The following is a 19,667-nucleotide window of genomic DNA, read 5'->3' on the forward strand; positions in this document are numbered from 1 at the left end:
CTACTTGCGCACAGGCGCCGCCAATGTTGCGATGTGTTAACGGTCTGTAACGCGACCGAATCGTTACCTCGCGAGGCGCGTTCGGTTCAGACGACGGGGCCGACCGGCGCCGTGCGGTTGCGGCGCGCGGCCCGCAGCGAGTCGATCGTGAGCACGACGAGCGCGACCCAGACGAGCCCGAATCCGATCCATCGCTCCAGCGGCATGGGCTCACCGAGGATCCACGCGCCGGTGACGAACTGCATGATCGGGGCGATGAACTGCAGGATGCCGATGAGCGTGAGCGGCGCGCGGCGGGTGCCGGCGGCGAAGAACAGCAGCGGCACGGCGGTGATGGCCCCGGCCAGCAGCAGGAGCGTCGCGTGCCCGGGACCCGCCTGCCCCATCGTGATGCCTGTGGTCGCCGCGACGACAGCCAACTGCACCCCGGCGATCGGCGCGAGCCAGAGCGACTCGAGCGTCAGCCCGCTGATGGCGTCGACCGACGGGCCGATCTGCTTCTTGACGAGTCCATAGATGCCGAAGCTGGCGGCCAGGGTGAGCGCGATCCACGGCACGTTGCCGTACCCGATGATGATGACGAGCACCGCGAGCGCGGCGATGCCGATCGCGACCCACTGGGTCACCCGCATCCGCTCGCGCAGCACGAGCACGCCCAACAGCACGGTGACGATCGGATTGATGAAGTAGCCGAGGCTCGTTTCGATGACGTGGCCGGTGAGGGTTCCGATGAGGAACACCTGCCAGTTGACGTAGATGAGGCCGCCCGCGGCGAGCGTCCACAGCACGAGCCGTCGGTTGCGCAGGATGGCGATGAGCATCGGCCAGGACCGGGTGACGGTCAGCAGCAGTGCGCAGAAGACGAGCGAGAGCAGCACCCGCCACGCCACGACCTCCCACGGACCGGTGGGGTCGAGCGTCAGGAAGTACAGCGGCATGAAGCCCCACAGCACGTACGCCGTGAACGCGAACGCGCCGCCGAGCGCCTGCTCGCGTGCGGGATCTGCCGGTGTCATGAGTCTCAGCCTAGGACGGTCGTGACATCGAGGTGACCGTCGCAGCGTCGGCATCCGGTCGAACGCCGCCGGAATCCTGCCAGGCGAACGCGGCTGCCGGAACGACGAAGGACCCGGATGCCGTGGCATCCGGGTCCTTCGGGAGCGTCAGTCGTCTCAGCGGACGACGACGGCCAGCACGTCGCGAGCCGACAGGACGAGGAACTCGTCACCGCCGAACTTCACCTCGGTGCCGCCGTACTTGCTGTAGATCACGCGGTCGCCGACGGCGACGTCGAGCGGAACGCGGTTGCCGTTGTCGTCGATGCGACCGGGGCCGACCGCGACGACCTCGCCCTCCTGGGGCTTCTCCTTCGCGGTGTCGGGGATGACCAGGCCACTCGCGGTGGTCTGCTCGGCCTCGACCTGCTTGATGACGATGCGGTCCTCGAGCGGCTTGATGGAAACCGACACGGTCTACCTCTTTCTTGCAGTTGCTCTGCCTGTTGGCGTGTGGAGTCTTCGAGAGACTGTCAGCACTCTCACCCCGAGAGTGCTAACGCAAGTCTAGAGCGCCGCTGGCACTCGTGCAACGCGAGTGCCAGACGATGTCACGTGCGCCGTAGGCTGGCCGGATGGACTCCCGCGAGCTCGCCGCCCTGCTCACAGCCGAGGGGCTGCGCCTGGTCGACGAGGTGGGCCCCGTCGAACAGACCGCCGACGTCGCCGCCATCGTGAGCCGGCTGCGACGCGACGGCCACTCCCCCGACCTCGTGTCCGCCGTCGTGACGCAAGCACGCCTGCGGACGCGCGCGGCATCGAAGTTCGGTCCGTTCGCGGCGCGGATGCTGTTCACCCGCGCGGGACTGGAGCAGGCGACGCGACTCGAGGTCGCCGCGCGCCACGCGGTGCGGTTCCGGGATGCCGGCATGCGGAAGGTCGCAGATCTCGGCTGCGGCATCGGCGGCGACGCGATGGGACTCGCGGGCCTCGGGCTCGATGTGCTCGCGGTCGACGCTGACGAGGTGACCGCTGCCCTCGCGGCATACAACCTGGCGCCGTTCGGCGAGAGCGTCACCGTGCAGCATGGCACCGCGCAGGACACGGATCTCGCCGGTGTCGACGCGGTGTGGCTCGACCCGGCGCGCCGCGCCGCCGGGCACGGCGAGACCCGGCGCCTCGCCGCCGACGAGTGGTCGCCGCCACTGGAGTGGGTCTTCGACCTCGCAGCGCGAGTACCCGCAGGCATCAAGCTCGGGCCCGCGTTCGACCGCGACCGCATTCCGCCCCGCACCGAGGCGCAGTGGATCAGCGTCGACGGATCGACGATCGAACTCGTGGTGTGGTCGGGCGTGCTCGCGCGGCCCGACGTCGCCCGGTCAGCCCTCGTGATCCGAGGCGGCACGGCGCACGAGGTGACGGCATCCGCCGACGCAGAGGATGTTCCGGTGCGCGCACTCGGCGCCTTCGTGCACGAGCCGGACGGAGCTGTCATCCGGGCGAGGCTCATCGGCGACGTCGCGCGGACGCTCGAGGCCGGGATGATCGCGGGCGGCACGGCCTACCTCACATCGGATGCCGCACTGACCAGCCCCTTGGTGCAGACGTTCCGCGTGCGCGAGGTGATGCCGCTGAAGCTGCCGACCATCAACGGCGCACTCGCCTCGCACGACGTCGGCACGATCGAGATCAAGAAGCGCGGCGTCGACGTCGACCCGGCGACGTTCCGCCGCAAGCTGCGACTGCGCGGTACGGACGAGGCCACCCTCATCCTCACGCGCGACGGTGCAAGGCGGGTCGCCATCCTCGCCGATCGGGTCTGACGACTCAGGCGCCTCGATGACTCAGGAGAACAGGTCGCCCTGCGACGCCGCCCACCAGAGCCATCCGGCGCTGTAGAGCAGTGAGAGCAGGCTCAGGCACATCGCCCAGATCGCGACGCCGCGCGACTCCCAGGGGCGGCGCAGTGCGACGACCGACAGGACGACGCCGAGCAGACCGATCAAGAAGCCCCAGCCGACGATGAACGACACGGCGAGCCCGAGAATCGCGAACATGAGCGCCCAGCCCGCCGATCGCGGCAGCGGTGCGGCCGGCTGAGGGGCCCACTGCACCTCGGCGTGCTGCGGCACGACGATGTCGGTCGGCGCCGTGAACTCGCGTGAGAAGCCGCCGCGGTGCGCGCCCGGCAGCGCGGTGTCGCCGGGCGCCGCGTCAGCGGGTGCCGCCTCAGCGGGCGGTGCGATCGGGTCGGCGGGTGCGATCTCCTCTGCCGGACGCGGGTCGGTCATGCCGTCACCGCCACCTGGATCTCGGTGACCGGCAGCGTCGAATCAGCCCCGAACGCCAGCGTGGATGCCTGCCGACCGCTCATGATGAGCTCGGATGCCAGGGCTGCGATCATCGCTCCATTGTCGGTGCACAGCGACAGCGGGGGGATGCGCACCTCCACGCCGACCGCCGCTGCACGCTCGAGCGCGACATCGCGCAGTCGCTTGTTCGCGATGACCCCACCACCCAGGAGCAGTCGCGGCACGTCGTGGCGGGCGCACGCGTCGAGCGCCTTCGTCACCAGCACGTCCACGACGGCCTCACGGAACGACGCGGCGACGTCTGGCACCGAGACTGGCTCGCCCGCCGCCTCGCGCTGCTCGACCCACCGCGCGACGGCGGTCTTGAGTCCGGAGAACGAGAAGTCGTACCGGTGCTCGGCCATATCGGATGCACGGGACATCCCGCGCGGGAAGCGGATGGCATCCGGATCTCCGCTCGCCGCCGCCCGGTCGATCTCGGGGCCTCCCGGGTAGGGCAGACCGAGGATGCGCGCGATCTTGTCGAACGCCTCTCCCGCGGCATCGTCCATCGTCTCGCCGAGCAGTTCGACGTCGCTCACGAGGCCGCGCACCAGCAGCAAGGACGTGTGGCCGCCGCTGACCAGCAGCGCCACCGTCGGGTACTCCACGGCATCCCCGGTGAGCAGATCGGCCGCGATGTGGCCGACGAGGTGGTTGACCGCGTACAACGGCTTGTCGAGCGAGACGGCGAGCGCCTTCGCGGCGCCGACGCCGACCATGAGCGCCCCCGCGAGGCCCGGCCCGCTCGTGACGGCCACGGCATCCAGGTCGCCGAGGGTGATGCCTGCCTCGGTGACGGCCGCCTCGATCGCCGGCTGCAGCGCCTCGAGGTGGGCCCGCGCGGCGATCTCGGGGATCACGCCGCCGTAGCGGGCATGCTCGTCCATCGAACTCGCGATCGTGTTGCTGAGCAGTGTGCGGCCGCGGACGATGCCGATGCCAGTCTCGTCGCAGCTGGTCTCGATGCCGAGCACGAGCGGCTCATGCGTGTTCATCAGCACCACCCGGCCTTGTCGACCTCGTCGGCGGCGTGCGCGGCGGCCCAGCCGACGAGGTCGAGCTGCATGATGATCGCGTCGACATCGTCGGGTTGGTAGTACCGGGGGCGCCGCGCGATCTCGACGAAGCCCTCGGAGACGTACAGGGCCTGGGCGACGGGATTGTCGGCGCGCACTTCGAGAAACGTCTCGCGGGCGCCGCGTTCGCGCGCGAACGCCAACAGCGCCCGCAGCAGCGTGCGGCCACGACCGCGGCCACGCACCTGCTCCGCGAGCGCGATCGTCTGGATGTCGGCGTCGTCTGCGCGTTCGACCGCACGAACCCCGCCGTAGCCGACAAGGAACCCCGCCTCTTCGTCGACGAGATATCGGCCGTGCGGCGAGACGAGCTCGGCCGCCATCATCGCCTCGCTCCACGCATCGGTGGGAAACGACGAACGCTCGAGCGCCATGATGGCGTCGAGATCGTCGGGGGTCGCGGTGCGCAGCGTCATGCACCCACCTTCTTGGGGCCCTTCGGCATCGTCACGTCTGGCGCGCGCAGGTACAGGGGTTCGGCGGCCGCGATCTCACGGCCGGCAGCCACAGCGCGCGCCGCGACGAGCGCGACCATCGCGGCCGAGATGGCGGTGACGTCGCGACGGACGGCGCCGGCGGTGGCCAGGACGGCGTCGATGTCGTCGCGCGGGGTGAGTGCAGCGCCGGCGACGCGGATCGGCAGGCCGTCATCGTCGATGCCGTCGTAAATCGTGTAGGCGAACTCGCGGCGTCGCGCGTCGGTGACGACGGCGAAGCGCTCGGGGTCGGCGAACGGGTCGGCGAGCAGGATGCCGAGGGCTGCCGCATCGTGGCTCGGCACCGGTACGACGGGGATGCCGCGTCCGGTCGCGAACGCGCGGGCGGCCGCGATGCCGACCCGCAGCCCCGTGAAGGGCCCTGGACCCATGCCCGCGGCGACGTGGGTGAGCTCGACGCGTGCGGCGGGAGCGGTCGCGCCGAGCGGCCCGTGTGCGGCATCGCCGAGGGCTGCGGCGAGCAGGTCACCGATCACTTCAGCGTGGCCGAGGGGGTTCTCGCTCGCGCGATCGGCGAACACGACACCGTCACCGTCGACGACGGCGACCGCCGTGCCGAGGGAGGTGTCGATGCCGAGGATCACAGCATCCAGGGTATCCGCGCCCAGCCGGGTGTCGTCCCAACATCGAGCGTCCACGACTCGCCGATGCGCACCGGGGCGCAACCGCGTGTCGTGGACACCCGAGATGGAGTGGGACGGGGTCAGTCGATCTCGACGACTTCGAGGGTCTCTGTCAGGTCGACGTCGACGTCGTCTGTGGCACCGGTGAACACCGACACCGAGAAGGCGTGGCTGTCGTCGCGGTCGGTCTCGATCGAGGTGACACTGCCGGTGCCGCCGGCTGCGGTGATCGCGGCAGCGGCGATCTCGGCGATGCGGGCGGTGTCCAGCGCGGGGTCGGCGTCGTCGTCACGGTGGTCGGCGCGCACGGTCGTTGCGCCGTCGGCGCCGACGCGCACATCGACCTCGCTGCCGTCGGCGAGGATGACATCGACCTTCCAGCCGTCGCTCTCGACTTCGACGGAGCTCGCACCCGTGCCGTCGGCTGCGGCCACGGCACGGTCGATCGCGTCGACCAGCGCCGTCGCGTCGCCGCCGGATTCGATCATCGCGCGACGCTCGGCCTCCTCGCGCTCGCGTTCTTCGGCGGCGTCGCGGTCGTCGTCTGCAGTCGCGGTCGGTTCGGTGGCATCCGTCGTCGGGGCCTGCGTCGAACTGACAGCCGCAGGGACGGTCTGGAACAGGCCCGGGCCGCCGAAAGCACCCGTTGCCGCGCCGGCAATGCCGCCCACGAGCAGCACGCCGACACCGGCGGCCGCGCCGATCAGCAGTGGACGGGCAATGGATCGACGGGGCGCTGCGGCGGTCTGCGGGGCCGGCTCGGCGCCAGGGGTCGGCTCGGGTGCCCCGCCGATGGGGGTGGTGGGGGTCTCGTCGTTGTTCATGTCTCCACTGTCTCGCTCGGGTGCTGAACCGAATCTGAACCGTCCTGAACGCGCATTCAGGCAGCGGCGAGCGGCAGCTCGATCACGAACCGGGCGCCGCCCAGCGGGGCCTCGTCGACCCGGACGCGTCCACCGTGGGCTCGCGCGACTTCTCGCACGATCGCAAGCCCGAGGCCACTGCCGCCGGCATCGCGCGAACGCGCCTCGTCGAGCCGCACGAAGCGGTCGAACACGCGATCCCGTTCGGATGCCGCGATGCCTCCCCCGTCGTCGTCGACCCACAGCAGCGCGGTCTGCCCGACCGCCCGCACACCGATCGCGATCCGCGTGCGCGCGTGGCGGCCCGCGTTGTCGACGAGGTTCTGCACGGCCCGGCGCAGCAGGCGCGCATCGCCCGCGACTTGAACGGCACCCACCGCCGTGGCGTCGACGTCGACCCCGCGGTCGCGCACGCCCGCCGCCGCAGCCAAGGCGAGATCGTCAAGATCGACGACGCCTGCACTCCGGACCGCGCCTTCGTCGAGGCGCGCCAGCAGCAGCAGCCCTTCGAGGATCTCCTGCATCCGCTCGCCCTCGTCGATGACGACGTCGGCGAGCTCGCCCGGCGGGGCGACATCGGGATGGGCGCGGGCGAGTTCGGCGAACTGGCGCATCGTCGCGAGCGGGGAGCGCAGTTCGTGCGATGCGTCGCCGACGAAGCGCTGCTGCGCGTCGTATCCGGATTCGACACGCGCCAGCATCCGGTTCATCGTCGCTGCCAGCAGGTCGATCTCGTCCCCGTTGCCGCGGGTCGGCACGCGCCGATCGAGCGCGTCGGCATCGATCTCGTCGACCTGTCGGCGGATGCGCTCGACCGGCGCGAGTGCACGCGCGGCGACGAGCCACACCACGACGCCGATGACGATGACCGCGATGGGCACCCCGATGGCGAGCAGCGTCGCCGTTTCGGCGACCGCCGCCTCGACGTCGCGCAGCGGCGCACCGAGCAGCAACTGCCCCGTCTCGAGCGTCTCGGCCACGACGAGGTACGCGTCACCGTCGATCACGGTGCGCACCGGATCCGCGCCGGGTGGCGCGGGCAGGGCGAGGGCGTCGTCGGCGTTGACGACGACGGTCGACTCGCTCGCGGGGCGCCACGCGATGAGCGTGTCGTCGTCGCGTTCGGCGATCCACGCCGCCGGCACGAGACCGCCGTCGAGCCCTTCGGCGATGCTCGCCGACTCCGATTCGAGCCGCGTCGCAACCCCCGCGTTGAGGTTCTGCGACAGCAGCGCGACCATCCACACCGCGCCCAGGGTGAGCGCGAGTGCGACGACGAGCGTCGCGATCGCGGTGACGCGGGTGCGAATGCGTAGGCCGCCGCGCCGCGCGTCAACCACCGTCGGCCGCCATCCGGTAGCCCGCTCCGCGCAGGGTCTGGATGCCGTCGCGCCCGAACGGGCGGTCGAGCTTTCGCCGGAGTCGGCCGATGTAGACCTCGACGATGTTCGGGTCGCCGTCGTACGTGTCGTCCCACACGTTGTCGAGCACTTCGAGCTTGGTGACGACTTCGCCGCGTCGGCGCAGCAAGAAGTCGAGCACCGCGAACTCGCGGGCGGTCAGTTCGACCTCGGCATCGCCGCGGTGCACCGTGCGGGCGGCCGGGTCGAGCACGAGATCGCCGGCCGCCAGCACCGCCGGTCGCTCGCGGGCACCGCGTCGCACGAGCGACCGCAGACGCGCGACCAGCACAGGATAGGAGAACGGCTTCGTCAGCCAGTCGTCGCCGCCGGTGTCGAACCCTTCGACCTCGTCCCACTCACCGTCTTTCGCGGTGAGGAACAGCACGGGCGTCCAGATCCCCTCGGCACGCATCGCCTGGCAGACGCGGTAACCGCTCATACCGGGCATCATGACGTCGAGGACGACGACGTCGTAGTCCTGTTCACGTGCGCGCCAGAGTCCGTCAGTGCCATTGTGGGCGACGTCGACCGTCATCCCCTCGGCCTCGAGGCCGCGCCGGATGCCGTCTGCGAGGCGCACCTCGTCGTCGACCAGCAGCACGCGCATGCGTCGAGTCTGCCCGTTCCAGGCTGACTCCGCGCTGAATCGTGCCGATGCCGGCTCAGGGGCGGCGGGTGACGGTGACCAGTCGCGGCGCGTTGTCTTCCATCTCGCGGGCGGCGCGACTGCCCGTGCCGCACGCGGTGTCGATACCCACGCCACTCCACTCACGATCGAGTTCGATCTCCCACCACGAGTCCGCGAGGCCGTCGACCATGCCGCGACCCCACTCGACGATCGTGACCGAATGGTCGAGATCGAGGTCGAGGTCGTCGAGCTCTGCAGCAGCGCCCAGCCGATACGCGTCGACGTGCAGCAGCACCGGCCCGCCCACGAGCGAGGGATGCGTCCGCGCGATGACGAACGTGGGGCTCTGCACGGGGCCGCGCACCCCGAGTCCCGCCGCGATCCCACGGGTGAGGGTGGTCTTGCCGGCGCCGAGCGGACCGGTCAGCACGACGAGGTCCCCGGCAGCCAGGGCTTCGCCGAGCGAGCGCCCGAGCGCTTCCATGTCGGCGGGGGATGCGATCTCGCGCTGCCCGATGAATCCGTCGAGTCCGGTCATCCGTGCACCTCGACGCGGGGCACGCGCGGGCCGATGCGCGTGACGATCTCGTAGTTGATCGTGTCGGCGGACGCCGCCCATGCCTCGACTGGCGGTGCGCCGGTTGCGGGGTCTCCGAACAGCACGGCCGTGTCGCCCACCGCCACCGGATGGTCACCGACATCGACGACGAACTGGTCCATCGCGATGCGCCCAGCGACGGGGAACACCTCATCGCCGATGCGTACGGCACCGCCCTGCGACGCATTCCGCGGCACACCGTCGGCGTAGCCCAGCGGCACGAGCGCGAGCGTCGTCTCACGGGGTGCGCGGTGCAGGTAGCCGTACGAGACCCCCTGCCCGGCCGGGGCGCGGCGCACGGCTGCAACGGAGGCACGCAATGTCATCGCCGGGCGAAGGCCGAGGTCGGCCGACGTTCGGTCGGCGAACGGCGACAGACCGTAGATCGAGATGCCGAGACGCACGGCGTCGAGACGAGCCTCTGGCAGGTCGATCGCCGCGTGGGATGCCGCGATATGCCGCAGTCGAGGACGGAGCCCTTGCGCGGCGGCGGCTTCTGATGCGACCCGGAACCGCGCGAGGGCCGCACGGTCGTCGGCTTCGCTCGTGTTGGAGAGATGGCTGAACAGCCCCACCAGTTCTATGCGCCCCTCGCGCTCGAGGCGGGCCGTCTCGGCGAAGACGTCGCCGTAGGCCGCGGGCGGGATGCCGTTGCGACCGAGCCCGGTCTCGACCTTCAGGTGCACGCCCACCGGCTGCGAGTCAGCCGCTGCCGCCGCCGCACGAAGCTGCTGGAGGCTCGAGATGCCGACCTCGACGCGGGCGGCGGCCGCGTCGAGGAACGTCGAACCGGGCGCATGCAGCCATGCCACGACGGGCGCGTCGATGCCCGCCGCGCGCAGGGCGAGCGCCTCGCCGATGTCGGCGACACCGAGTCGCGACGCACCGCCGGCGAGCGCGGCGCGCGCCGACCGCACCGCCCCGTGCCCGTAGCCGTCTGCCTTGACGACCGCGATGACCTCGGCATTCGTCAACCGCCGCAGATGTTGCACGTTGTCGGCGATAGCCGTCGTGTCGATGACAGCCTCGCGCATGTCACCGTCTTTCAAGGCACCGCGCGCCAGCGTGCTCATGCGCCCGCCGCCTCGGCGACGACATACGCGGTGGCGAGACCCGCATCGTGCGAGAGCGAGAGGTGCACGGCGGTGATGCCCCGTTCTGCGACGACCTCGGCGGTTGAACCGGAGAGCGAGAAGACCGGCTTGCCGGACGGTTCCGACGCGATCTCGATCTCACCCCAGTGCACTCCGTCAGAGCCGCCGAGCGCCTTGATGAGCGCTTCCTTCGCAGCGTAGCGAGCGGCGAGCGACCGCGGCTTGAGCGTTCGCTCGGCGGGCGAGAAGAGTCGATCGAGCAGGCGGGGCGTGCGGGTGAGGGAACGCTCGAATCGGGGGATGTCGACGAGGTCGATGCCGATTCCGACGATCATCCCGCCAGCCTAGTCAAGGATCACTCGACCGTGACCGACTTCGCGAGGTTGCGCGGCTGATCGACGTCGAGCCCCTTCGCGTTCGCGAGGCCCATGGCGAAGATGTGCAGCGGCACGACCGCCAGCAGCGGTTCGAACAGCGCGTCCGCCAGCGGGATCCGCAGCACCTCGTCCGCGAAGGGAAGCACGGCGGCATCGCCCTCTTCGGCGATCACGATCACGCGGGCACCGCGGGCACGGATCTCTTGGATGTTGGAGACGACCTTCTTCTGCAGCTCGGCCGAGTGCCGCGGTGACGGCACGATGACGAACACGGGCTGGCCGGGCTCGATCAGCGCGATCGGGCCGTGCTTGAGCTCGCCGGCGGCGAAGCCCTCGGCATGGATGTAGCTGATCTCCTTGAGCTTGAGCGCCCCCTCGAGCGCGATCGGGTAGCCCACGTGGCGCCCCAGGAACAGCACCGATCTGGTGTCGGCCATCCAGCCGGCGAACTGCTCGATGTGCTGCTGCTCGGCCTCGAGGATGCGCGAGATCTTCTCGGGCACCGCCTCGAGCTCACGCACGTTCACCGCCTGCTCGGCCGCCGACAGCTCACCGCGGATGCGGCCGACGTGCAACGCGAGCAGGTACAGCGCGGTGATCTGGGCGACGAACGCCTTGGTCGACGCGACCGCGACCTCAGGGCCGGCGTGCGTGTAGACGATGGCATCCGACTCGCGCGGGATCGTCGCGCCCTGCGTATTGCAGATCGACAGCGTCTTCGCGCCGTGCTCACGCGCGTACTTGACGGCCATCAGCGTGTCCATGGTCTCGCCCGACTGGCTGATCGAGACGACGAGCGTCTGCGGGCCGATCACCGGGTTGCGGTAGCGGAACTCGTGGGCGAGTTCGACGTCGACGGGCAGCCGCGTCCACTCCTCGAGCGCATACTTGCCGACCATGCCGGCATACGCGGCGGTGCCGCAGGCGATCACGATGATGCGGTTGATGCCGGCGAACAACTCGTCGAGACCGTGCAGCTCGGGAATCTCGACGGCGTCATCCTTGAGCCGGCCGCGCAGCGTGTTGGCGACGGCCTCGGGCTCTTCAGAGACCTCCTTGGCCATGAACGACGGCCAGCCGCCCTTCTCTGCCGCTGCAGCGTCCCACACCACTTCGAACGGCTCGACCTCGACACTCGCGCCCGAGAAGTCGGTGACCTCGACACCTGCGGGCGTGATCGCGACGATCTCGTCCTGGCCGATCGCGAGCGCGTTGCGGGTGTGCTCCACGAAGGCCGCGACGTCGGAGCCGAGGAAGTTCTCGCCCTCGCCCAGTCCGATCACGAGCGGCGAGTTGCGGCGGGCGCCGACAACGAGACCCGGCTCGTCGCGGTGCATCGCGAGCAGCGTGAAGGCGCCCTCGAGACGCGAGGCGACATTGCGGAACGCCGTGACGAGATCGCCCGTGACACCGTACTCGCGACCCAGCAGCACCGCGGCCACTTCGGTGTCGGTCTCGCTGCGGAACGTGAATCCCTGTGCCAGCAGCTCGTCCTTCAACTCGGCGAAGTTCTCGATGATGCCGTTGTGGATGACGGCGAGCTTGTCGTCATCGGCAAGATGCGGGTGTGCGTTCGCGTCGGTCGGACCTCCGTGCGTCGCCCAGCGGGTGTGCCCGATGCCGGTCGTGCCGTCGTTCATGGGGTGCGCCACGAGGTCGTCGCGCAGCACCTGCAGCTTGCCGGCGCGCTTGCGCAGGTTCAGGTCGCCGTCGCCGTCGATGACGGCGATGCCGGCCGAATCGTAGCCGCGGTACTCGAGGCGGGCGAGGCCTGACAGGAGGATGGCCTGGCTGTCACGCGGGCCCACGTATCCGACGATTCCACACATGCGCACAATCCTATGGGCGCGCGCGCGAGTCGGAGCTGTGCGCGTGACCGCGCCGTCCGGATGTCACTGGGCGTCTGCGGCGTATTCGTCGACCGTATCGGAACGGAATGCCTCAGCCACCTGCGCGAGGGCGTCCCAATCCGGTCTGACGATCGACTGGCCGTCGGCCGACGTGCCGGTACCCAGCGTCGGTGAGGTGAAGAAGTCGATGTCTTCGGTACGAAGGTCACGCAGCCGCAGCCCGAGGTCGACGATCGTGGGCCCATCGAGACCGGAGTCGACGGTGAGGTACGGCGAGATCGCGCCGACCATGTCGCTGATCTTGCCGGGGTCGGTCAGCGTATCTCGACTGAGCACCCCTCGGATGAGCCCCCTGAGGTAGGCCTGCTGATTGCGCACACGCTGATAGTCGCCGTCGACGAACGAATACCGCTCGCGCACGAATCCGAGCGCCGACTCGCCGTCAAGGGTGATGTGCCCCTCCGGGTAGGTGACCCCGCTCCGAGTGAACGGCACCGCGTTGTTGACCTCGACCCCGCCGAGCGCATCCGTCAGACCTGCGAACCCCTCGAAGTCGACGATCGCCACGTGATCGATGCGCACATCGATGATGTCTTCGATCGTCTGTACCGTCAGCGGCACACCGCCGTACGAGAGCGCGGCGTTGATCTTCGCCTCGCCGTGCCCGGGAATCGGCACCCAGTTGTCGCGCATGATCGACATCACCTGCACACCCTCGTTGTCAGCGGGAATGTGCACGACCATGATCGTGTCGGACCGTTGCCCGCGGATGTCATCGAGATCGTCACCGACATCGCCCCGGATGTCGGAGCCGAGGAGGAGGATGTTCCGCGCCTCGGCGTGCGCTTCGTCGACGGGGTCCGGTCGCACCGACACGTCGGGAAAGCTCTCCGATTCGTCGAGCATCGTGACGTTGTCGGTGTAGGTCTGGTTGAGGCTGAAGAGGTAGACGAGCGCAACACCTGCTGCGGCGACCAGTGCCAGAACGACGACACCGACGACCACCCAGGGCCAACGGCGACGACGACGTACGGAAGGTTCCGCGGTCGCGAGCGCATCGAGTTCAGTGTCGCCGAGTCGTGCCATGTCAGCCTCCGCAGGCGTCATTCACCGTCGTGACGGTGGGCCGGATCATCGGGGTCGTCCGCAGCTCGACCGGGGTACCGGTAGCGGCACCGGTGAACACGGTCGTCACTGTGAACGTGTCGCCAGGCACGTGCGTCGACGTGAACGGCGAAACGGCGCGACCGAGGTCGACGTTGCCGGTTCGGAACTCTCGGACCGAGTCGCCTTCGACGCTCGTCTCGGCGATCTCGAAGCCCGGCGGGGCGTACATGAACACCTGCGTTCGGTACTTGGTGCCCTTCCATGAGCCGCTGCGAACGTACGATGGCAATGAGGTCGATTCTTCGAGCGTGAGGTCGAGGCGGAACGATGCCGTTACCTTCATCGTCATTTCACCGTCGGCACACGAGGCGGAGACATCGACGGTCGTGTCGGCGAAGTAGTCGATCTTCGAGGCGGACACGTCTCGGAAGTACACGCCGACGGTCGTGGTGGTGTCATTGTCGGTGGGAAGCACGCCGGTCACCCGAGACCCGGACTCGTCGAGCACACCCTGCACCTGCTCATCGTCGGTCCAGTACATGATGCTGCCGGTGTCGATGCTCTCGCCGACGGCGGTGATCATGGTTGCCATGTCGAAGTCTCCGCTGCTGAGCTTGTCGAAGATCGCGGATGCCGACGCGGCGAAGAACGCGTCCGTCCCATCCCCCACCTGATTGGCCGGGAACCAGCCGTACACCTCGTGCAGCAGCAGATCGACGGCGTTCTCACTGTTGAGCTCGACGCCTTCGATCGAAACGGGGCCGGTCGCTTCGAGCATGCGAGCCAGCGCAAGCGGGTCGATCGACGCCACCCCGTGGATCGGCGCGTCGTCGACATCCCGCTGCCAGAACGCGCGCATGATCTGCGCATCGCTCGGCCAGTCGGGCCGCGACGGCGTGAGGTTCATGGCGCTGGCATACCGATTGCCATACAGCGCGAACGCGGACTCCGGCAGGTCGACGTCGACCAGCTCCTCTTCGTACGTCTGACTGGATCCCTGATCGACGATCTCGATGCGCCCTTCGTCGGCGCGGACGAGTGTCTGCGAGGCAGAGCTTCCGCCGAGTCCGAGCGCTTCGGCATTGTTCTGGAAGACGAGCAGATAGCGCTTCTCACCCTCCCCGCCGAGTAGCGAGGGGAGGATGGGCAGCACGGTGTCTGCAGTGTCCAGCGCGCTCGAGACCTCACCGATCTGCGCCGCCAGCTGCTCGCGGGCAGAGACGAGCTGCCCGGCAGCGCCGTCCGTGTCGACCATCGCGATCCGCTCCCTGAGCGCACCGAAGTCGTCGGCCGCGCTCGAGACGGCATCCACCGCGGCGGCGACGGCATCGAGGGGGAAGGCGCCATCGACGGGCTTGAGGTTCTCCGGCGTAAGCGAGGGCGCAACGTCGATGAGTGGCTCGGCAGCTCGAACCGCATCATCCGTGATCGCGGTCAACTCGGTGGCGGCCGTCACCGAGGCCCCGATCCACGGCAGGATCCCCGCGAGACGCCAGAGCGGATCGTCGGTCAGCTCCACCGCCGCGGAGGTGTGGGTCGACACGTCTGCGAGCGTCGCGGTCGCCGCATCCAGCTCCAGTGCCTCGATCTGCGCCTTCGCACCCGGCATGAGCTGCTGGGCCACGACGAGCTCATCTTGCACCGCCATCGCCCGGTCGTACACGAGCTTGCCTGCGACACCAACACCCGCGACCACGAGCACGACGGCGCCGCCGACGATCCAAGGCCACCGCTTGCGGCTGCGTGGCGAAGCGTCGGGAGAAGGCGTGCGGGCGTCACGGCGCGAAGCAGGTGCAGACATCGCGAGCGATCCTACTGTCCTTGCGCGAAGGCAACCTGGACACCGACCGACGCAGACCTGGACGCTTGGGCTCGCCCAGGCGCCCGCGACATCACGCTTCGAGATACTCGCGCAACGATTCCGCCGCGTCGCGCACCTCGAACCCGGTCGCCTCGATCTTCGCCAAATCGAGCACCGACCACGCCGGACGTGGCGCGACCGGTCCCGCTGCGCCGTCGAAGTACTCGGCCGTTGTGACGGGCACGACGCGATCGGGATCATGCCCTGTCAACTCGAACACCGTACGGGCGAGGTCAGCCCACGACTGGGGTGTGCCACCCCCGGTCAGGTTGTAGACGCCGAAAGGTGAGCGGGTCTCGAGCAGATGCCGGATGCCGCGCGCGAGGTCGTCGGTGAAGGTGAGTCGTCCGATCTGATCCGAGACGACCGACGGATCGACGCCGCGTTCCGCCAGGGACGCCATCGTTTGGACGAAGTTCTTGCCCTCGCCGATCACCCAGGACGTGCGCACGATGTAGTGGCGCGGCGTGGTGCCGACGATCGCATCGCCCGCGGCCTTGGTCTGCCCGTAGACACCCAGCGGCGCGAGCGGGGCATCCTCACGGTACGGCTCGGTCGCGGTGCCGTCAAATACGTAGTCACTCGATACGTGCACGAGTGTCACACCGTGCTCCGCAGCGATCCGGGCGAGCGCGGCGACACCGGTGACGTTCGCCGCCCATGCGTCGGCACGGCCGGCATCCGTCTCGGCCAGATCGACGGCCGTGTACGCGCCGGCGTTGATGATCGCCCCGTAGTCGCGCCATCGACGCGCGCCCGCGAGATCCCCCGTGAGGTCGAGGTCGGCACGCGTGGCGAACTCGACCCAGGGAGCGTCGGCGTACTCGGCCCGCAACGCGGTGCCGAGCTGCCCGCCCGCGCCGACCACGAGCACGCGACGGGGCGGAATCGGCGTGACGTCCGCAAGCCGGGGATGGGCGAGGTCTTTGGCCGAGATCTCGACGTCGCTCAGCGGAATCGGCCATTCGATGGCCGCCGTCTCGTCGGCGAGATTCAGGAACGAGTACGCGGCGTCGGGCGACCAGTGGTCGTTGACGAGGTACGTGTACGCGGTGTCGGGTGCGAGGGTCTGGTACGAGTTGCCGACGCCGCGCGGCACGAAGATCGCCTTCGACGGGTCGATCTCGGTCGTGAACACGGTGCCGAACCCGGGTCCCTCGCGCAGGTCGACCCATGCACCGAAGATGCGACCGGTGGCGACTGAGACCCATTTGTCCCATGGCTCGGCGTGGATGCCGCGGGTGGTGCCGACCGCATCGTTGAACGAGATGTTGTTCTGCACCGGGCCGAAGTCGGGCAGTCCGAGCGCGAGCATCTTCTCGCGCTGCCAGTTCTCCTTGAACCAGCCGCGACTGTCGCCATGCACGGGCAGGTCGTAGACGACGAGCCCCTCGATCGGAGTCGGGACCGGCGCGAGCGCCTTGCCGAAATCGGTCATTGCGGTGTCACTGCCCCTTCGAGGCGTAGAAGGCCTCGACCCCGTCCTTCGCGGGCGCCCACCACTGCTCGTTCTCGCGGTACCAGTCGACGGTCGCAGCGAGCCCGGCCTCGAAGTCTCGGTAGCGCGGCTCCCAGCCGAGCTCCGTGCGGAGTTTGGTGGAGTCGATCGCGTAGCGCAGGTCGTGGCCGGCGCGGTCGGTGACGTGGTCGTAGGCGTCGGCCGGCTGCCCCATCTGGGTGAGGATCAGTTCCACCACCGACTTGTTGTCCTTCTCACCGTCGGCACCGATCAGGTACGTCTCGCCGATCTCGCCCTTGTCGAGGATCGTCAGGACCGCCGACGAGTGGTCGTCGGCGTGGATCCAGTCACGCACGTTCTCGCCCTTGCCGTAGAGCTTGGGGCGGATGCCGCGGATCACGTTCGTGATCTGGCGCGGAATGAACTTCTCGACGTGCTGATACGGGCCGTAGTTGTTCGAGCAGTTCGAGATGGTCGCCTGGACGCCGAACGACCGCACCCATGCCCGCACGAGCAGGTCGGACCCGGCCTTCGTCGACGAATACGGCGATGAGGGGTTGTACGGGGTCTCTTCGGTGAACCGCGCAGGATCGTCGAGCTCGAGGTCGCCGTACACCTCGTCGGTCGAGATGTGGTGCAGGCGCGTCTCGTGCGTGCGGGCCGCCTCGAGCAGCGTGTAGGTGCCGATGATGTTCGTGTCGAGGAACGGCCGCGGATCGTGCAGCGAGTTGTCGTTGTGTGACTCGGCAGCGTAGTGCACGACCGCATCGGCATCCGCGAACAGTTCGTCGACCAGCGCGGCGTCGGCGATGTCGCCCTCGACCAGGCGAAAGCGATCCTCCGGCAATCCGGCGAGCGATGCACGGTTGCCCGCATACGTGAGCTTGTCGAGCACCGTCACGTGGTGATCGGTGTTGGTGAGCACGTGGTGCACGAAATTCGATCCGATGAACCCAGCACCCCCGGTCACAAGCAGTCTCGACATCAACGGCCCCTTTCCAGGACATTCAGCAGGTAGGTTCCGTAGCCCGACTTCACGAGCTTCTCGGCGCGCGTGCGCAGTTCGTCATCGGTGAGGAAGCCCTGACGCCACGCAACCTCTTCCGGGACCCCGATCGACAGGCCCGTGCGTCGCTGCATCGTGCGCACGTATTCGGCGGCATCCGTCATCTGGTCGAACGTTCCGGTGTCGAGCCAGGCGGTGCCACGCGGAAGCACCTCGACCTGCAGCGTGCCGCGCTCGAGGTAGGCCCGGTTGACGTCGGTGATCTCGTACTCGCCGCGCGGCGACGGTTGCAGCGCGTGGGCGATCTCGACGACGTCGTTGTCATAGAAGTAGAGCCCGGGCACGGCGTAGTTCGACTTCGGCACGGCCGGCTTCTCTTCGAGCGAGATCGCCTTGCCGTCGGCATCGAATTCGACGACACCGTACGCCTCGGGCTCCCCCACCCAGTACGCGAAGATCGCCCCGCCGTCGACGTCGGTGTATCGCTTGAGCTGGCGGCCCATGCTCGGCCCGTACAGCAGGTTGTCTCCGAGGACGAGGGCAACCTTGTCGTCAGCGATGAAGTCAGCACCGAGGGTGAAGGCCTGCGCGAGCCCGTCGGGCGAAGGCTGTCGGGCGTAGGTGAGACGGATGCCGAACTGCGACCCGTCGCCGAGCAGTCGCTCGAAGAACGGGCCGTCGTGCGGTGTGGTGATCACCAGGATGTCGTCGATACCGGCGAGCATCAGCGTCGACAGCGGGTAGTAGACCATGGGCTTGTCGTAGACCGGGATGAGCTGCTTCGACACACCGAGGGTGATCGGGTGGAGCCGCGTGCCGGAACCGCCGGCGAGGATGATGCCCTTCATGGCATTCATCCTGGCAGACCTCGCCTGCCTGTCCTGCTCAAAGCTTGCGCAGCAGCACGGTCTCGACGGTGTGATCCGGCGCCTTCCGCAGCACGAGGTTCGCCCGGTGTCGGGTCGGTTCGACGTTCTCCCGCAGGTTGGGGAGGTTGATGTCATTCCAGAAGCCGAGCGCCTTGGCCACGGCATCCTCGTCCGAAAGATCGGCGTACACCTTGAAGTACGAGTTCGGGTTGCTGAAGGCGGCCTGCCGAAGCGCGAGGAAGCGGTTGACGAACCACTTCTCGATATGGGCGACATCTGCATCGACGTAGATCGAGAAGTCGAACAGGTCGCTGACGGCGACGTCGTTCGGCGTGGGAGGCGGCGCGAGCACGTTGAGGCCTTCGACGATCACCACGTCGGGTCTGCGGATCGTGACCTGCGCGTCGGGCATGATGTCGTAGCGCACATGCGAATAGAAGGGTGCGCGCACTTCTGACGCGCCCGACTTGACGTCGGTGAGGAACCTGACCAGCTCGCGCCGATCGTACGACTCGGGAAAGCCCTTGCGGTGCATGATGCCGCGACGCTCGAGCTCAGCGTTGGGGTAGAGGAAGCCATCCGTCGTGACGAGCTCGACGCGCGGCGTGCCCGGCCAGCGCGACATCAATTCGCGCAGCAGGCGCGCAACGGTCGACTTCCCGACGGCGACCGAACCCGCCACCGCGACAACGAACGGCGTCGTCGAATCGGGTTCGCCGAGGAAGTCGGCCGTCTCGGCCCCGAGTCGCTTCGTGTGCTCCGCGTACGTGCTAAGCAGTCGACTGAGCGGCACATACACCTCGCGCACCTCGGCCAGGTCGAGCCGGTCGCCGATACCGCGCAACTGCACGACCTCGTTCTCGGTCAGCGGATTCGGCACTCCCGGCGCGAGTCGCGCCCACTCGCTGCGGTCGATCTCGCGGTAGCGCGAGTCGACGGTCGTCATCGTCTCGTCGGTGGACATCGCGCCCACTCTATTCGTTCTGTCGCCCCCACCCGCACCCGCT

The 19,667-nt window shown here is 68.8% G+C and carries 20 protein-coding genes; 1 reads left to right on the plus strand and 19 read right to left on the minus strand.

Features of this window, described 5'->3' with window-relative positions:
* Window positions 1-86: 86 nt before the first annotated feature.
* Both rarD and groES read right to left on the minus strand, forming a co-directional pair.
* The gene (gene rarD, locus ACSF8R_RS04095; protein ID WP_434810591.1) at window positions 87-1,016 is read right to left on the minus strand and encodes an EamA family transporter RarD; all 930 of its coding nucleotides are present in this window, start codon (window positions 1,014-1,016) and stop codon (window positions 87-89) included.
* A 156-nt stretch (window positions 1,017-1,172) separates the two neighbouring features.
* Window positions 1,173-1,469, minus strand: coding sequence for a co-chaperone GroES (groES, locus tag ACSF8R_RS04100; protein WP_434810592.1), 297 nt, complete (start codon window positions 1,467-1,469; stop codon window positions 1,173-1,175).
* Between the two features lie 161 nt (window positions 1,470-1,630).
* On the opposite strand from groES, the gene ACSF8R_RS04105 reads away from it, so the two are divergent.
* On the plus strand, window positions 1,631-2,818 hold the full coding sequence (locus ACSF8R_RS04105; protein WP_434810593.1) for a class I SAM-dependent methyltransferase: 1,188 nt from the start codon (window positions 1,631-1,633) through the stop codon (window positions 2,816-2,818).
* Window positions 2,819-2,839: 21 nt separating this feature from the next.
* Here the strand turns inward: ACSF8R_RS04105 and ACSF8R_RS04110 are convergent, their stop codons facing one another.
* From ACSF8R_RS04110 to coaA, 17 genes are all read right to left on the minus strand, one after another.
* Window positions 2,840-3,286, minus strand: a complete 447-nt coding sequence (locus tag ACSF8R_RS04110; protein WP_434810594.1) for a hypothetical protein — start codon at window positions 3,284-3,286, stop codon at window positions 2,840-2,842.
* Entirely contained in the window at window positions 3,283-4,344 is a 1,062-nt protein-coding gene (tsaD, locus tag ACSF8R_RS04115; protein WP_434810595.1) for a tRNA (adenosine(37)-N6)-threonylcarbamoyltransferase complex transferase subunit TsaD, read from the minus strand. The genes ACSF8R_RS04110 and tsaD overlap by 4 nt, the downstream gene beginning before the upstream one ends.
* Window positions 4,344-4,841, minus strand: a complete 498-nt coding sequence (gene rimI, locus ACSF8R_RS04120) for a ribosomal protein S18-alanine N-acetyltransferase (protein WP_434810596.1) — start codon at window positions 4,839-4,841, stop codon at window positions 4,344-4,346. The genes tsaD and rimI overlap by 1 nt, the downstream gene beginning before the upstream one ends.
* Window positions 4,838-5,506, minus strand: coding sequence for a tRNA (adenosine(37)-N6)-threonylcarbamoyltransferase complex dimerization subunit type 1 TsaB (gene tsaB / locus ACSF8R_RS04125; protein ID WP_434810597.1), 669 nt, complete (start codon window positions 5,504-5,506; stop codon window positions 4,838-4,840). Before tsaB ends, rimI begins: the two co-directional genes overlap by 4 nt.
* A 119-nt stretch (window positions 5,507-5,625) precedes the next feature.
* Window positions 5,626-6,369: a hypothetical protein gene (locus tag ACSF8R_RS04130; RefSeq protein ID WP_434810598.1), complete on the minus strand. Its 744-nt coding sequence runs from the start codon at window positions 6,367-6,369 to the stop codon at window positions 5,626-5,628.
* Window positions 6,370-6,425: 56 nt separating this feature from the next.
* On the minus strand, window positions 6,426-7,748 hold the full coding sequence (locus ACSF8R_RS04135; protein WP_434810599.1) for a sensor histidine kinase: 1,323 nt from the start codon (window positions 7,746-7,748) through the stop codon (window positions 6,426-6,428).
* On the minus strand, window positions 7,741-8,418 hold the full coding sequence (locus tag ACSF8R_RS04140; RefSeq protein ID WP_434810600.1) for a response regulator transcription factor: 678 nt from the start codon (window positions 8,416-8,418) through the stop codon (window positions 7,741-7,743). The genes ACSF8R_RS04135 and ACSF8R_RS04140 overlap by 8 nt, the downstream gene beginning before the upstream one ends.
* Window positions 8,419-8,473: 55 nt before the next feature.
* A complete protein-coding gene (tsaE, locus tag ACSF8R_RS04145; protein ID WP_434810601.1) occupies window positions 8,474-8,977 on the minus strand; it encodes a tRNA (adenosine(37)-N6)-threonylcarbamoyltransferase complex ATPase subunit type 1 TsaE in 504 nt (167 codons plus the stop codon).
* Window positions 8,974-10,110 (minus strand): alanine racemase, encoded by a 1,137-nt coding sequence (gene alr / locus ACSF8R_RS04150; protein WP_434810602.1) that lies wholly within the window; start codon window positions 10,108-10,110, stop codon window positions 8,974-8,976. The genes tsaE and alr overlap by 4 nt, the downstream gene beginning before the upstream one ends.
* Window positions 10,107-10,466, minus strand: coding sequence for a holo-ACP synthase (locus ACSF8R_RS04155; protein ID WP_434810603.1), 360 nt, complete (start codon window positions 10,464-10,466; stop codon window positions 10,107-10,109). Before ACSF8R_RS04155 ends, alr begins: the two co-directional genes overlap by 4 nt.
* A 20-nt stretch (window positions 10,467-10,486) precedes the next feature.
* Window positions 10,487-12,337, minus strand: coding sequence for a glutamine--fructose-6-phosphate transaminase (isomerizing) (gene glmS / locus ACSF8R_RS04160; protein WP_434810604.1), 1,851 nt, complete (start codon window positions 12,335-12,337; stop codon window positions 10,487-10,489).
* 63 nt (window positions 12,338-12,400) lie between these two features.
* On the minus strand, window positions 12,401-13,444 hold the full coding sequence (locus ACSF8R_RS04165; RefSeq protein ID WP_434810605.1) for an LCP family protein: 1,044 nt from the start codon (window positions 13,442-13,444) through the stop codon (window positions 12,401-12,403).
* A 1-nt stretch (window position 13,445) separates the two neighbouring features.
* The gene (locus tag ACSF8R_RS04170) at window positions 13,446-15,266 is read right to left on the minus strand and encodes a DUF4012 domain-containing protein (RefSeq protein ID WP_434810606.1); all 1,821 of its coding nucleotides are present in this window, start codon (window positions 15,264-15,266) and stop codon (window positions 13,446-13,448) included.
* Between the two features lie 91 nt (window positions 15,267-15,357).
* Entirely contained in the window at window positions 15,358-16,764 is a 1,407-nt protein-coding gene (locus ACSF8R_RS04175) for a sugar nucleotide-binding protein (protein ID WP_434810607.1), read from the minus strand.
* Between the two features lie 7 nt (window positions 16,765-16,771).
* Window positions 16,772-17,770, minus strand: coding sequence for a dTDP-glucose 4,6-dehydratase (rfbB, locus tag ACSF8R_RS04180; protein WP_434810608.1), 999 nt, complete (start codon window positions 17,768-17,770; stop codon window positions 16,772-16,774).
* Window positions 17,770-18,639 (minus strand): glucose-1-phosphate thymidylyltransferase RfbA, encoded by an 870-nt coding sequence (rfbA, locus tag ACSF8R_RS04185; RefSeq protein ID WP_434810609.1) that lies wholly within the window; start codon window positions 18,637-18,639, stop codon window positions 17,770-17,772. Before rfbA ends, rfbB begins: the two co-directional genes overlap by 1 nt.
* Window positions 18,640-18,676: 37 nt before the next feature.
* Window positions 18,677-19,624 (minus strand): type I pantothenate kinase, encoded by a 948-nt coding sequence (gene coaA / locus ACSF8R_RS04190; protein WP_434810610.1) that lies wholly within the window; start codon window positions 19,622-19,624, stop codon window positions 18,677-18,679.
* Window positions 19,625-19,667: the final 43 nt, after the last annotated feature.

This window comes from Microbacterium sp. bgisy189 (assembly GCF_965345345.1).
Taxonomy (GTDB): Bacteria; Actinomycetota; Actinomycetes; order Actinomycetales; family Microbacteriaceae; genus Microbacterium.